The organism is Nocardia sp. NPDC052566 (genome assembly GCF_044547285.1).
Classification (GTDB): Bacteria; Actinomycetota; Actinomycetes; order Mycobacteriales; family Mycobacteriaceae; genus Nocardia.
In genome coordinates this window covers 302,329-316,995 of sequence record NZ_JBIUAF010000006.1, presented here as the reverse complement: position 1 = coordinate 316,995, position 14,667 = coordinate 302,329, and the positions used below count along the sequence as shown (strand labels likewise).

Annotated in this window: 12 protein-coding genes; 5 read left to right on the top strand and 7 right to left on the bottom strand. The window is 69.0% G+C overall.

Going from position 1 to position 14,667, the window contains the following annotated elements; translation table 11 throughout:
- Positions 1 to 63 precede the first annotated feature (63 nt).
- From ACIG5A_RS31210 to ACIG5A_RS31195, 4 genes are all read right to left on the bottom strand, one after another.
- Positions 64 to 1,539: a flavin-containing monooxygenase gene (locus ACIG5A_RS31210; protein ID WP_397246601.1), complete on the bottom strand. Its 1,476-nt coding sequence runs from the start codon at positions 1,537 to 1,539 to the stop codon at positions 64 to 66.
- Between the two features lie 130 nt (positions 1,540 to 1,669).
- Positions 1,670 to 2,125: a winged helix-turn-helix transcriptional regulator gene (locus tag ACIG5A_RS31205; RefSeq protein ID WP_397246599.1), complete on the bottom strand. Its 456-nt coding sequence runs from the start codon at positions 2,123 to 2,125 to the stop codon at positions 1,670 to 1,672.
- A 107-nt stretch (positions 2,126 to 2,232) separates the two neighbouring features.
- Positions 2,233 to 3,624 (bottom strand): cystathionine beta-synthase, encoded by a 1,392-nt coding sequence (locus tag ACIG5A_RS31200; protein WP_397246597.1) that lies wholly within the window; start codon positions 3,622 to 3,624, stop codon positions 2,233 to 2,235.
- Between the two features lie 132 nt (positions 3,625 to 3,756).
- Positions 3,757 to 4,347, bottom strand: a complete 591-nt coding sequence (locus ACIG5A_RS31195) for a TetR/AcrR family transcriptional regulator (protein ID WP_397246595.1) — start codon at positions 4,345 to 4,347, stop codon at positions 3,757 to 3,759.
- A 95-nt stretch (positions 4,348 to 4,442) separates the two neighbouring features.
- Here ACIG5A_RS31195 and ACIG5A_RS31190 point away from each other — a divergent pair, with 95 nt between their 5' ends.
- The 4 genes from ACIG5A_RS31190 to ACIG5A_RS31175 are packed head-to-tail and all read left to right on the top strand — an operon-like array spanning position 4,443 to position 8,753.
- Entirely contained in the window at positions 4,443 to 6,026 is a 1,584-nt protein-coding gene (locus ACIG5A_RS31190) for an FAD-dependent monooxygenase (RefSeq protein ID WP_397246591.1), read from the top strand.
- A 9-nt stretch (positions 6,027 to 6,035) separates the two neighbouring features.
- The gene (locus ACIG5A_RS31185; RefSeq protein WP_397246589.1) at positions 6,036 to 6,563 is read left to right on the top strand and encodes a hypothetical protein; all 528 of its coding nucleotides are present in this window, start codon (positions 6,036 to 6,038) and stop codon (positions 6,561 to 6,563) included.
- 52 nt (positions 6,564 to 6,615) lie between these two features.
- Complete coding sequence (locus ACIG5A_RS31180) at positions 6,616 to 7,494, top strand: SGNH/GDSL hydrolase family protein (protein ID WP_397246587.1); 879 nt, start codon at positions 6,616 to 6,618, stop codon at positions 7,492 to 7,494.
- 38 nt (positions 7,495 to 7,532) lie between these two features.
- Positions 7,533 to 8,753: an acetyl-CoA C-acetyltransferase gene (locus tag ACIG5A_RS31175; RefSeq protein ID WP_397246585.1), complete on the top strand. Its 1,221-nt coding sequence runs from the start codon at positions 7,533 to 7,535 to the stop codon at positions 8,751 to 8,753.
- 142 nt (positions 8,754 to 8,895) lie between these two features.
- Here the strand turns inward: ACIG5A_RS31175 and ACIG5A_RS31170 are convergent, their stop codons facing one another.
- On the bottom strand, positions 8,896 to 11,796 hold the full coding sequence (locus ACIG5A_RS31170; RefSeq protein ID WP_397246583.1) for a BTAD domain-containing putative transcriptional regulator: 2,901 nt from the start codon (positions 11,794 to 11,796) through the stop codon (positions 8,896 to 8,898).
- Positions 11,797 to 12,009: 213 nt separating this feature from the next.
- Between ACIG5A_RS31170 and ACIG5A_RS31165 the strand changes: the two genes are divergently transcribed.
- Complete coding sequence (locus ACIG5A_RS31165; RefSeq protein ID WP_397246581.1) at positions 12,010 to 12,357, top strand: DoxX family protein; 348 nt, start codon at positions 12,010 to 12,012, stop codon at positions 12,355 to 12,357.
- Between the two features lie 81 nt (positions 12,358 to 12,438).
- Here ACIG5A_RS31165 and ACIG5A_RS31160 read toward each other — a convergent pair whose 3' ends face one another.
- Positions 12,439 to 13,302, bottom strand: coding sequence for a Bax inhibitor-1/YccA family protein (locus tag ACIG5A_RS31160; protein WP_397246579.1), 864 nt, complete (start codon positions 13,300 to 13,302; stop codon positions 12,439 to 12,441).
- A gap of 135 nt (positions 13,303 to 13,437) precedes the next feature.
- Positions 13,438 to 14,586, bottom strand: a complete 1,149-nt coding sequence (locus ACIG5A_RS31155; RefSeq protein WP_397246577.1) for a class I SAM-dependent methyltransferase — start codon at positions 14,584 to 14,586, stop codon at positions 13,438 to 13,440.
- Positions 14,587 to 14,667: the final 81 nt, after the last annotated feature.

Below are 14,667 nucleotides of genomic sequence, written 5' to 3'. Positions count from 1 at the left end.
ATCCCCTGCATAGGGCGGGAAACCGGGGCGCGTCGACGACTGGGCACGCGCCCCGATTCCGGGTCAGCTATCGATGCGCGCCACGGCAGCGCGCACGCCGCCGTGCTCGAACGCGGTGAAGTCGACGGTGCGCGTCGCCCGCGCGAAGGAGGTGTGCGAGCCGGGCCATGGCGCGAACACCTTGCCGTCCTTGGCGTACCAGCCCGGACAGCCCGCGGCGTAGACGGTCGTCGCCAGCCGCCGCTGCCGGTCGGCGTTGTACTCGTCCTGCCTGTCCTGCCTGACGTCGAGCCAGCCGCCGGTTTCGGCGATGCGCTGCACCAGCATTCGCGCGTACCTCGCCTCCTTCTCCAGCATGAAGATGACGGAGTTGACGCTGGACACCGTGCCCGGTCCGTAGAGCATGAAGAAGTTGGGATACCCGGAGACCGCGACCCCGAGATAGGCCTCAGGCCCCGCCTTCCATTCCGTGCGCAGCTTGCGGCCGTCGCGTCCGGTGATGTCGATGGGCGCCAGGTATTCGTCCGGGGTGAAGCCGGTGCACCAGATGATGACGTCGGCGTCGACCGCGGTGCCGTCGGACAGTTCGATGCCGTGCTCGGTCACCCGGTCGATGCCCTGCCGATAGGTGTTCACGTGCGCACGGTCCAGCGCGGGAAACCAGTCGTTGGACATCAGCAGCCGGTTGCACGCCGCCAGGTAATTCGGGGTGACCGCGGCGCGCAGCTCACGGTCCTTGATCTGACGCCGGATCTTCATGCGCATCCACAGGTGCATGCCCGCGCGCAGCGGATCGAGCCGCCGATAGATCAGCGGTGCCCGCGCGTCGTGCCAGAGGAACTCCAGATTGTGTTGCAGCCGAGGCAGAATCGGGAACCGGCGCAGCAGTGCGCGCACCCGTGGGCTCCGCCCGTAATTGTGCCGATCCATCACCCAGTTCGGTGAACGCTGCACCACGGTCAGCGCGGCGACGTCGTCGACGATCTCGGGCACCACCTGGATCGCGCTCGCGCCGCTGCCGACGACGACCACCCGCTTGCCGCTGAGGTCGACGTCGTGGTTCCACTCGGCGGAGTGGAACGAGACGCCGGAAAAGGTTTCCAGCCCGGACAATTCCGGGATCCTCGGCCGGGAGAGCAGGCCGGTCGCGGTGATCACCGCGTCGTAGGTACGCCGTTGGCCGTCTTGGAACTCCAGCTGCCAGCGGTCGTCGACGAAGGTCGCGGCGACCACCTCGGTGCCGAAGCGGATGTGCGAGCTGACGTCGTAATCGTCCGCGCACCGGTGCAGATAGTCCTTGATCTCCGGTTGGGTGCTGAACCGCGCGGACCAATCCGGTTCCAGCGCAAAGGAGTAGGAGTAGATCGCGGACGGCACATCGCATGCCGCACCGGGATAGGTGTTGGCGCGCCACGCGCCGCCGACCTCGTCGGCCCGCTCCAGCACCTCGTAACTATCAATACCGTTGCGGCTCAACTCGATCGCGGCGGCGAGCCCGCCGAAGCCCGCACCGATAATGGCGATTTCCGGCTTGCCCACCTGGTAGCTCCATCGACGTTCCGCAGTCGCCAGTGGCCCTCATCGGCCGTTCGACTTCAGGACAGAGCATAACGGGAGTGGTCTCATTTCGGCACTGAATAGGTTCGTCCAGCGGACCTGCGCCGCCGGCTCAGCCTGCCGCTTTCTTACCGGGCCGGATCTCGGGCACGATCTCACTCGCGGTGAGATGCGCTGCGCACGAATCACATTCGAGGTGAACATGCACCTCGCCGCCGCAGTCCCTGTGCATGGAATGGACGACGGGACCGTCGGACGGCGTGTACTCGTCGCCCCAGTTCTTGATCGCCATCAAGATCGGGTAGATGTCGTACCCCTTCGGCGTGAGGTGGTACTCCTCGTACGCGCTGTCGGCCTGTTTACGCTTCTCCAGGATGCCGTGTTCGAGCAGCCGGTCCAAGCGGTCCTGCAGGCGGCTGCGGGAAATCCCCAGCGCGTCCTGAAACTTGTTGAAGCGCCGGACGCCCGAGAACGAGAACTTCAACACCAGCAGCGTCCAGCGGTCGCCGAAGATCACCAGCGGGCGCGTGATCGTGCAGGGAATAGCCGAAAGTTCCTCGTAACGCATCACCCGATCTTATCGGCGACTTCGGGTGCGACGACCGATCGCGCGTCACTGTGTGATAAGCGGCGCCGCACACGGCATTCCGTGCGCGGCGCCGGCTCGCGTCCGGGTCAGTGGCCGATGGTGCCGGTACTCAGGAAGCCGAGCAGATCGTGGCGGGTGATGACGCCGACGGGCTTGCCGTCCTCGACCACCATGAGCGCGTCGGTATCCGAGAGCGCCTTGGTCGCGGCGGAGATGGGCTCGCCGGAACCGATGAGCGGGAACGAGGGGCTCATATGCCGCTCGACCGAATCCGTCAGGTGCGCACGGCCTTCGAAGACCGCGGAGAGCAGGTCGCGCTCGGAGACGCTGCCGCGCACCTCGCCCGCCATCACCGGCGGTTCGGCGCCGACGACCGGCATCTGCGACACGCCGTACTCGCGCAGGATTTCGATGGCGTCGCGCAGGGTCTCCGACGGATGGGTGTGCACCAGATCGGGCAGTTCGCCGGACTTGCCGCGCAGCACGTCACCGACGAGCGGTTCGGCGGTGCTGCCGTCCAGCCGAGTGCGCAGGAAGCCGTAGGAGCTCATCCACTGGTCGTTGAAGATCTTCGACAGGTAGCCGCGGCCGCCGTCGGGCAGCAGCACCACCACGACCGCGTCGGGATCGCGCCGGGCGACCTCGATGGCCGCGACCACGGCCATACCGCAGGAACCACCGACGAGCAGGCCCTCCTCGCGGGCGAGGCGCCTGGTCATATCGAAGGAATCGGCGTCGGAGACCGCGATGATCTCGTCCGGGATGGCCGGGTCGTACGCGGCGGGCCAGAAGTCCTCGCCGACACCCTCGACCAGGTACGGCCGCCCGGTGCCGCCGGAGTAGACCGAGCCCTCCGGGTCGGCGCCGATGATCTTCACCTTGCCGCCGGAGACCTCCTTGAGGTAGCGGCCGGTGCCGGTGATGGTGCCGCCGGTGCCGACGCCCGCGACGAAGTGGGTGACCTTGCCCTCGGTGTCGCGCCAGATCTCCGGGCCGGTGGTCTCGTAGTGCGATTCCGGGCCGCCGGGGTTGGAGTACTGATCCGGCTTCCACGCGCCGGGAATCTCGCGGACCAGGCGGTCGGAGACGTTGTAATAGCTGGCCGGATCCTCCGGCGCGACGGCGGTCGGGCAGACGACCACCTCGGCGCCGTAGGCGCGCAACACGTTGCGCTTGTCCTCGGAAACCTTGTCGGGGCAGACGAATACACAGCGGTAGCCGCGCTGCTGGGCGACCAGCGCCAGGCCGACGCCGGTATTGCCCGAGGTGGGTTCGACAATGGTGCCACCGGGCTTCAGCTGGCCCGACTTCTCGGCCGCGTCGACCATCTTCACCGCGATCCGGTCCTTGGAGGAACCGCCCGGGTTCAGATATTCGATCTTGGCCGCGACCAGACCGGCCTCCCGTTCCACCACAGAGTTCAACCGGACCAGAGGCGTGTTGCCGACGAGGTCCACTACATGATCCGCGATGCGCATGGCCCCCATCGTTCCAGAAGGTGTCCTGCGGCGTTGCCGACGGGCCCGGAGGCGGCAGCGCAGCGTAACCACGCAGGGCACCGACGACGCCGATCCATCACTGTGCGTTCGCGCACGCCGCCGAGTGAGCGGTCATCGCATGCCGAGCGGCCTGAGAACGGTGTCGGCGATCAGCTCGAGCTCCTCGGGCGGCGGCGGTTCACCGGTGTGCATGAACGTTTCGAGTACCAGCGCGGGGCCGACGCGCACGGTCATCGGCGTCACCACCGCGGCCGCGATCTCGCCCCGCTCCACGGCCGCGTCGAGCAGCTCCTGCATGAAGCGCATCCGCGGCCGGATCACCGCGTCGGCGAAGGCATTGCGCAGCTCGGGCACCCGGGAGATCTCGGCGAGGACACCGAAGCCGGGCGCGGCGGTCCGGCCGGCGAGCACATCGGCCATACCGGTCAGCGCCGCGACGAAACCCGCGCGCAGCGCCGAGGCCGGGCCCGCCGTGCGCGGATCGGGCAGTACCTGCCGCAACGCGTCGAGGACCAGCTCGGCCTTCGAGGGCCAGCGCCGATACAGCGCCGCCTTCCCGGTCTCGGCGCGCTTGGCCACGCCCTCCATCGTCAGCCCGGCGTAGCCCACCTCGGCCAGTTCCGCCAGCGCCGCATCACGCAGCGCCGCTTCGAGATTCGAGCCACGGCGGCGCGTGCGCGCCGCCTCCGTCCGCTGTGCCACACCGCCAATAGTAGACGGTTGCGTATCTAATCTTCACGCCCTACTGTTCTGCTCAGCAATAGTGAACGTTGACGTCTACTAACGAAGGTATTGTCATGGCGGAATCCACCGCACACACCGATGTCCTGATCGTGGGAGCCGGTCCGTCCGGCCTGGTCCTGGCCTCGATACTGGCCGCACACGGTGTCGACTTCCGGATCGTGGATCGAAAGCCCGGTCCGATCCGCCAATCCCGGGCGGCCATCGTGCACGTGCGCACCCTGGAGCTGCTCGACCTGCTCGGCTTGGCCGACGAGGCAATCGCGCAGGGACGCAAGATCACCCGGATGGAGATCTGCCAGAGCGGGCGCAAGGCCGCGTCGTTCCCGCTCGCCGGGCGTGGGCTCGCGGCACGGACGCCCTTTCCGTTCGCGCTCGCGCTGGAACAGGACCACACCGAAGCGCTGCTCCTCCGCGGCCTGGCCGGATACGGCCGGACGGTCGAATGGAATACCGACATGGTGTCCATGACGCACACGCCGTCGGGCGCGCAGGTGACCCTCGGCGGCGCCGGCGGCGCGCACACCGTCTCGGCCAGGTGGGTGGTCGGCGCGGACGGCGCGCACAGCGCGGTCCGCGCCGCGCTCGGCCTCGAATTCACCGGCAGCACCTATCAGCAAACCGGCCTGCTCGCCGATGTCGACCTCGACCTCGCCCCCGAATCACCGCTGGCGGACGGCACCATCCGCCTCAACCTCACCAGGGGCGGCTCCGTCGGCATGCTCCGGCTCAGTGACGGCCGATACCGCCTGTTCGGCGCGGTGCCGCCGGAACTCGCGCCGACGGACCACCGCACCTACGCGACACACGAGGCGTACTCCCAGGTTTCGGTGCCCGACATCCAGGCGTGGTTCACGGACTATTTCGGCGTCGACGCCCGCGTCGAGGACGCCGAGTGGACCGCGCTGTTCCGCATGCACAGCAGGATCGCCGCGCACTTCCGCGTCGGCGACGTCTTCCTGATCGGCGACGCCGCGCACATCCACAGCCCGGCGGGTGGTCAGGGCATGAACCTCGGCATCGGCGACGCCGTCAACCTCGGCTGGAAACTCGCGCTGACCGCACACGGACTCGCACGGCCCGCGCTGCTGGAGTCCTACCACACCGAACGCGCGCCGATCGCCCGAAAGATCTTGCGCGGCGCCGATCGCGGCTTCGTCTTCGAGACCATGCGGCATCCGCTGGCCGACTGGATACGCGCCCATCTCACCCCGGCGCTGCGGCTGATCGATCACGTAAGCCCGCTGCGCGCGGCGGTTTTCGGGCTCTTCTCGCAAACCTGGATCAACTATCGCGACAGCCCGGCCGTGGCGGGGACGGCACGGTCGGGGCTTCGTCCCGGCGATCGCGTCCCGGACCGCACCGGCGGGCTCGGCCACCAATTGCTGGTATTCGACGATCGGGACGCGCTCGCGCGGCGCGCCGATATCGACGCGCTCCTCGCTCGCTACGCGGTCCTGATCCCGGTGCGGACCGTACCGGCGCCGGAGCGCGCCAGATACGGGGTGCGCCGGTCGCAACTGCTGCTCATACGGCCCGACGGTCACTGCGGATATCTCGGCGCGGCCGACGATCTCGACGGTCTCGACGCCTACCTGGACCGGTTCTACACCCCGTGCCGATCGGCGGACCGCGGCTAAGATGCCCGCATGAGGCTGCCGAATGTTGCCCGCGCCGCCACTGTTCTCGCCGGTTCGGCGATCGTCGCCACCGTCGGATCCGTGTCAGCGGCACATGCGACCACCGTCGAATTCCCCCAGGTGCCAACGCTCGCCCACGGCGGACTGTGCTGGACGAGCATTCGCACCTGGGCCGACACCAGCCCCGACTGGCCGGGCCGCGCCATCGTCAACGTGCGGGCGAACCCGGTCGGCGGCATCGGCCCCGGCGACTATCCGCTCGCGCCGCTGTGCGAGGTGCGCACCAGGGTCTCCTGGCGCAACACCACCACCGGCGCGACCGGCGTCTTCGACAACAACGTGGTCACCGGCATCTACGGCAGCATCCAGTACTCACTGTTCCAGGACACCGGCCCCGGCCACGTCGACATCACCGTCACCACCGACACCGCGAGCCTGCCCGCCCACGGCTCCATCTATGTCCCCGCCCCGCCACCGCCACCACCGGCCGAACCCACACCACCGGCCGAACCCACACCGCCCGCCGCACCCGCCTGATCCCACGCGCGACGGCGGCGCGCGTGGCGCCGCTTCCGTAAAATCCCTGGGCATGGGCGGAGTTCGGGTTGGTTGGCGGACGGCGGCGGTGACCAGCGCCGCGACGGTGTTGGCCGGATCCGGCGGCGGTGCCGCCGGGTGGGCCGCCTATCGATGGCTGATGGCACAGGCGGGTGCGGCGCGCGGGGTCATCGGGCGCGATACCTCGAAACCGCCTGAGGCCGATGGCATCTACACGGCGGGCTGTGAGGCGCCGCAGCCGTGGCGCACCGGCCTGCATGCCGATCTGCACCTGATGATCTTCGGTGACTCCACCGCCGCTGGTGTCGGGTGTACCTCCGCCGAGGAGGTGCCCGGCGTGCGCATCGCGCGCGGGCTGGCCGAGGCCACGGGGCAGCGAATCCGATTGAGCACCAAGGCGATATCCGGAGCCACCTCGAAGGGGCTGGCCGGGCAGGTCGACGCCGTGTTCGTGGCGGGCCCGCCGCCGGATGCGGCGGTGATCTTCATCGGCGCCAACGACATCACCAAGAAGCATTCGGTCCGCGCCTCCGCGCGCAGGCTCGCCGCGGCGGTGGCCCGATTGCGCCGCGCCGACAGCGTCGTCGTGGTCGGCACCTGCCCGAATCTCGGTACCGTCACCGCGATTCCGCAGCCGCTGCGCACCGTCGTGCACAACTGGAGCGTCCGCCTCGCCAAGGCGCAGGCGGTGGCGACCACCGTCGCGGGCGGTATACCGGTGCCGATGGGCGATCTGCTCGCGCCGGAGTTCCGCGCTACACCGGAACTGCTCTTCGCCGAGGACGGTTTCCATCCCTCGGCGGCCGGGTATCAGCTCGCCGCGGCGCATCTGCTTCCGGTACTGATCGAGGCCACCCTGCCTTCCCGCGCACCGGGACGCGACGTAGATTCGGTACGAACCCACCGGTAACAACGGTTCGCAAGATCCTTCCGACACAAGGAGTCCTCATGCCCGAGGCCGTCATCGTTTCGACCGCGCGCTCCCCGATCGGCCGAGCCGCCAAAGGCTCGCTGGTCGATATGCGGCCCGACGATCTGACCACGCAGATCGTGCGCGCGGCGCTCGACAAGGTGCCTGCCCTGGACCCGGCCCAGATCGACGACCTGATCCTCGGCTGCGGTTCGCCCGGCGGCGAGCAGGGCTTCAACATCGCCCGCATCGTCGCGGTCCAGCTCGGTTACGACTTCGTGCCGGGCACCACCGTGCACCGCTACTGCGCGTCCTCGCTGCAGTCGACCAGGATGGCGTTCCACGCGATCAAGGCCGGCGAGGGCGATGTGTTCATCTCCGCCGGTGTGGAGACCGTGTCGCGCTACAAGAACGGCTCCGCCGACAGCTGGCCCGACACCCAGAACCCGCTGTTCGCCGATGCGCAGGCGCGCACCGCGGCCGCGGCGCAGGGCGGCGCGGGCGTCTGGCACGACCCGCGCGAAGACGGCCTGATCCCGGACGCCTACATCGCGATGGGCCAGACCGCCGAGAACGTCGCCTCGTTCACCGGCATCACCCGCGAGGAGCAGGACCACTGGGGCGTGCGCTCGCAGAACCGCGCGGAGGAGGCCATCAAGAACGGCTTCTTCGAGCGGGAGATCACCCCGATCACGCTGCCCGACGGCACCGTGGTGTCCAAGGACGACGGCCCGCGCGCCGGAGTCACCTACGAGGCGGTCAGCCAGCTGCGCCCGGTGTTCCGCCCCGACGGCACCGTCACCGCGGGCAACTGCTGTCCGCTCAACGACGGCGCGGCCGCGCTGGTCATCATGAGCGACACCAAGGCCAAGGAACTCGGCCTGACCCCGCTGGCCCGCATCGTGTCCACCGGTGTGTCCGGCCTGTCGCCGGAGATCATGGGCCTCGGCCCGATCGAGGCGGTCAAGCGCGCGCTGGCACTGGCGGGCAAGACGATCGGCGATATCGACCTGTTCGAGATCAACGAGGCGTTCGCGGTGCAGGTGCTCGGCTCGGCCCGCGAGCTGAAGATCGACGAGGACAAGCTGAACGTGTCCGGCGGCGCCATCGCGCTCGGCCACCCGTTCGGCATGACCGGCGCGCGCATCACCACCACGCTGCTCAACAACCTGCAGACCTACGACAAGCAGTTCGGTGTGGAAACCATGTGCGTCGGCGGTGGCCAGGGCATGGCGATGGTCATCGAGCGCCTGAGCTGAGGTGCTCTCCCGCCTCTCCGCGTATTCAGGCCAGACCGAGGTGCCACAACAGTCGCGTCGGCGGCCGGCGGTAGGGCGGTGGCCGGGTTAGCTCGTCCCCGGCGAGTTACCCATGTGCTCACGAAATCAGTTGAACGGCTCTCTATTCCACGGGTAGAGAGCCGTTCGGCGCATCGAGGCCGAGTTGCTCGTAGTAACGCCGCGCCGCCTCCGCGTGCGGGCGGGCGAGGTCGGGCGCGCCGAGATCGCGGTGGGTGCGGGCCAGTCCTTCGTGCGCCTTCGCCTGTTCGAGTCGATGGCCCGCCTCGGTCGCCAGCGCCAGCGCGGCGGTGTGCTCGGCGAGCGCCTCGGTGAGCTCACCGGCGCCGCGCGCGGCGGCGCCGAGACCGTTGCGCGCGACCGCCTCGTCGCCGCGATTGCGCAGCACCCGGCACAGGTCCACGGCCTGGGTGTAGCACGCGCGGGAACGGTCGAACTCGTTGCGGCGCAGGCTGACCAGTCCCAGCTGCTGCAGGGCCATCACCTCACCGAACCGGGTACCGGATTCGCGCTGCAAGGCCAGTGCCTGATCGAGGTGGGCGCAGGCCTCGTCGTCCCTGCCCATCGCGGCCAGCACCGCACCGAGGTTGCCGAGCACGTTCGCCTCGCCGAATCGGGTGCCCGCCGCACGGGCCAGCTCGAGCGAGCGCAGCAGGTAGCGCTCGGCCAGGCCGTAGTCGCGGCGGCGGCGCGCCACGTTGCCGAGCGTGTTGAGCGCACGCGCCTCGAACAGGCCGCTACCGGTTTCGCGGGAAATATCCAGCGCCCGTTGCGAATATCCGGTGGCGCGCTCGAAATCGCCTTGGCGCCAGCCGACCCAGCCGAGGTTGATCAGCGCGGCCGCCTCACCGTCACGGTCGGTCAGCGCCTGGGCGGCGTGCAGCTCGACGGTGTACGCGTCGATGGCATCGACATGCCTGAACTGCAGGTCGAAATAGGGACGCAGAGCGTTGGCAAGGTCACGGGCATGCGCATGCTGCCCGTGCTCCGCCGCGAAACCCAATGCCGCGAGCAGATTCTCGTACTCCGCGTCGAGCCAGCCCGCCGCATCGGCCGCATCGGCGAAAGACATCGGCGCCACGGCCGGTGCAGGCACCTCCCGCTGCTGGAAGCCGACGCAATACGACTGCAGCTCGACGGCGGCGCGCATCGAATGCAAGTAGTAGTCGAGCAGGCGGATACTCGCCGCGGCGCGGGAATCCAGGGTGTCCTCGGCGGCGGCCAGGTCACGCGCGTATTCGCGCAGCAGATCGTGCAGCGTGTAGCGCCCAGGCTCGCGCTGCAGGACGACGTGTCCGTCGAGCAGTTCCTCGAGCAGTTCCTCGGCGCGCTCGAGCGGCATCGCGGCGAGCGCCGCGGCCGCGTGCGGATCGATATCGCGGCCGGGATGGGTACCGAGACAACGGAACATGCGCCGCTGATCGGGGTCGAGCTGTTCGTAGGACAGCGCGAACGCGGCGGCGACGCCGCGCACGCCGAGCGAGAGTTCGGCGAGCCTGCGGCGCTCGTCGCGCAACCGCCCCGCCAGATACTCGACCGTCCACCGCGGCCGATGCACCAGCCGCGCACCCGCGATCCGGACCGCTAGCGGCAGAAACCCGCACAGCTGCACCACATCCAGCACCGCGATGTCCGCCGCGGCCGCCCGCTCCCCGACGATCGAGGCGAACAGCCGCATCGCCTCCCGCGCGGGCAGCGGCTCCACCGAGAGCGCGCGTACCGCGTCCAGATCGACCAGACGCCTTCTGCTGGTGACCAATACGCGACTGCTCGGCGCGGGCGCCGGCAGTAGCGGCCGCACCTGCGCGGCATCGATCGCGTTGTCCAGCACCACGATCACCCGGCGCCGCCCCAGCTCGGCCCGCCAGAGCGCGCCGCGATCGGCCGCGGCCGCCGGGATGTCCTCGACCGCGATCCCCAACTGCCGCAACAGGATCTCCAGCGCGGCCGCCGCCTCGACCGGTGCGTGTCCCGCGGTATGGCCTTGCAGATCGATGAACAGCTGCCCGTCGGGGTAGCGGTCGGCGAGCAGGTGCGCGACCCGCACGGCCAGCGTCGTCTTGCCGCTGCCCGCCATGCCGTCGATGGCCGAGATCGGCTCGTCGGCCGCCGCGCACTCCCCCGCCAGGCGCGCCAATTCACCGTCCCGCCCGGCGAAGTCGGGCAGGTCGTACGGCAGGAAGTTCGCGCGCCGCGCCGCAGGGGCCGTGGTCTGCGCGACCGTCGGGATCTGCGCGACCGCCGCGGCCTCGGGCAGCCGCAAGCGCGAGTCATCGCGCAGCACAGCCTGTTCCAGTTCGCTGAACGCGGCACGTGGCTCCAGCCCCTGTTCCTCGGCCAGCCTGACGCGAAAATCTCGCGCGGTGGCCAGCGCGTCGGTCTGACGGCCTGCCCGATGCAGCGCGAGCATCAATTGACCGGACAGCTTCTCGCGCAGCGGATTCGCGGCCACCAGGGCGAGCAGTTCGTCGAGCAGCCGTTCGTGCGCACCGAGCGACAGCTCGAGCTCCATCAGCTCCTCCACCGTGGCGAGGCGCCTGTCGTCGAGTCCGGCCCGCATATCGGGCACATAGGCGGACTCCAGATCGGCCAGCGCCTGCCCGCGCCACAGGCCGAGCGCGGCACGCAGTTCCGCGATCGCGGCATGCGGATCCGATGCCGCGAGGTCGCGCCCGGCGGCGGCGCGCCGGGTGAATTCGCCGAGATCGAACTGTCCGGCCGCGATCTGGGCCACATAGCCGCCGGTCTCGGTGCGCAGCACCTGCTCCGCGCCCGCCTCGCGCAGCACGTGGCGCACCCCGGTCAGCGCGGCGTGGATCTGCGCCCGCGCGGTGGCCGGCCGATCCAGTCCCCAGATCTCCTCGATCAGTCGCTCGAGGCTGTGCACGCGCCCGGCATCGATCAGTAGCCTGGCCAGCAGCGCGCGCTGCCGCGGCGGCGCAGCCAACACCCGGCCATCGACAGCGATCTCGACGGGGCCGAGCACCGCGAACCACACACCCATGTCACGCCCCATTCGATCGATCGCCGGTGGACCGGCCTCGCGAATGTACCCAACCTGGGCTTTCGCATCCATGTATCGCGCATCGCACGCGCATCGCCCATGTATTAATCGGCGGCGAGATGCTGATTCAGCTCGCAGATGTCACAGAGCCCGCCCGGGTTCCGTCTTCTCGGCAAACGACCAGTTGAATCAGCTACTCAGGGAGCCACCGCCATGCACACCGCCTACCTCATCGTCACCGTCCTCGCCGCGCTCTGGGTCGGCTTCTCGGGTTTCTCACTGCTGCGCCGGGCCAAGTTCGTCGTCGATCCGCTGATCGAATACGGCGTGCCCGAGTCGTGGTGGACCTGGCTCGGCCTGGCCAAGTCGGCCGGCGCCATCGGCCTCATCGTCGGCATCTGGATTCCGGTGCTCGGCTACGCCGCCGCGGTCGGCATCGTGCTCTACTTCGCGGGCGCCATCATCACCAACATCAAGGCGAAGGCGTACGGCAGCATCCCCTTCCCGCTGCTGTACATGGTCCCGGTCATCGTCGCCACCGGTCTCGGGATCGCCGCCTGAGCACGGTGGCGGGCCGGTCCGCCGCGAACGAGAAACGGCTCCCCATCCTGGTGGATGGGGAGCCGTTTCGTCCGGCTGGCGCTAGTCGTTGTTGAAGTAGCTCAGCAGGCGGAGGATCTCGACGTACAGCCAGACCAGGGTGACGGTCAGGCCGAGCGCGACACCCCAGGCCGCCTTCTCCGGCGCCTGCGCGCGGATCAACTGATCGGCGGCGTCGAAGTCGAGCAGGAAGCTGAACGCCGCGATCGCGATGACCACCAGGCTGAAGACGATGGCCAGCGGGCCGCCGTCACGCAGGCCGAGGCCGCCGGAGATGAAGAAGCTGGCGATCAGGTTGCCGACCACGAGGACGAGCACGCCGATCATGGCGCCGACGACCATCCGGGTGAAGCGCGGGGTGACGCGGATCGCACCGGTCTTGTAGACCACGAGCATGCCCGCGAAGACGCCGAAGGTGCCGAGCACCGCCTGCGCGATCATCGCGCTGCCGCCGACACCGCCGAAGCTGATATCGGTGAACATGAACGACAGCGCGCCGACGAACAGGCCCTCGAACACCGCGTAGGACAGCACGATGACCGGGTTGTCCATCTTCCTGGCGAAGGTCGCGACCAGGACGAGCACGAGGCCGATCAGGCCGCCGCCGACGACGAACAGCGGGGCGAGCGAGGTGTTCGCATTGGACAGGCCGTAGGAGATGATCGCCGAGATGGCGAGCACGCCGAGCGTGATGGCCGTCTTGGTCACCACGTCGTCGATGGTCATCGACCTGGTGGCGGGCGCCTGCTGATAGGGCTGCTGGTACTGGTTCGGGTACTGGCCGTACTGGTTACCGAACTGCTGGCCCATCTGGCCCGCGCCGGTCACCCCCGAACCGAAATTGGCGTAGCCACCGCCTTCCTGCCTCGGCAGGTTCCTGAAAACCGGATTGCTTGTGGTACGCACGAGACGTCCCTTTCTGGTCGTTGCGGCTGTCCGTCGAGCCTTGCTCGATATCCAACTGCTGTGTCCAACGTTCGTCCACCCTGGTGAGTTCCCCGGCGATAGCCGAGTGCGTCACAAAGACGGACAAACCGGACTCTACCGCTGCGGATCGTGTAATCCACGGACCGAGCGGGTGACGGTGAACTTGCGGTTGCGGGCGATCACCTCGGTGCGCCCGACCATGCGTTCGACCACACCGCGATAGTTCAGGTGCGAGTTGTAGACGATCCACAGCTCACCGCCGGGGCGAAGGACCCGCCCCGCCTCGCCGAACATCTTGATCGCCGAGCCGGTGTGCACCGCGGCGCCGACGTGGAACGGCGGATTGCACATCACCAGATCGGCGCTGTTGTCCGCCGCCGAGGACATGGCGTCGTCGCGCACCACGCTCACCCGGTCGGCGAGATCGTTGGCCGCGACGGTCGCCCGCGCCGAGGCCACCGCCGCCGCCGACTGGTCGGTGCCGACCACCCGGACGCGCGGGCGCGCCTTGGCCAGCGAGACGGCGAGAATGCCGGTGCCGCAACCCAGATCGATGGCCTCGCGGGCGTCGGGCTTCATGAACTTCAGATGCTGCAACAGGAATCGGGTGCCGATGTCGAGGCGGGCACCGGAGAACGCGGCGCCGTGCGCGACCACATCGATATCGAGATCGTCGATGTGATCGCGCACCGGAAACGGCGGATCGCCAACCGGTTTCGGCCCCTCGACCAGCAGGGTGCGCGACTTCTGCCTGCCGCGGCTGGCCCGCACCTCGGAAAACGATTGGGCGAGCACATCGTTCATCGACTTGGTCAGATACTTGTCGCGACCGCCCGCGATCACCTCGACGTCGGGGTCGGCGTAGCGGGCGATGGCATCGGCCACCTCGGTGAGCCCGGCGAGCGCGCGCGGCAGCCGCAGCAGCACCACCCGCACGCCGTCGAGCAGCGTGGCACCGAGCGGGTGGGCGGTGTAGCGGTCGGCGAGGCCGAGCATGCGCGCGTTGTTGGCCAGCGCGAGCTCACCGGTCAGCAAATCCTGATGGACGCGGATATCGCGCAGGTCGTGCCCGGCGACGGCGCCGAGCGTGAGCGCGCCGTAACTGTCCCCGACGACGGCTACCTTTCCGCTATCCACGGCCGCCAGCGCGTCGGCGGCGGTTTCGAGGATCAGCCGATCGGCGGCGTCCACGGCGTAGAGGTTCAGTGCCTCCACATCCGGATACCGCCGCAGCCTGCCGAGTACGTCCTCGATATCGCCCACCCATCAAGTGTGCTAGATCGTTGCCGAAACCTTGCAACTGGCCCGGTAAATCGGCCATCCGAACCGCTCGGCAGACCCCGC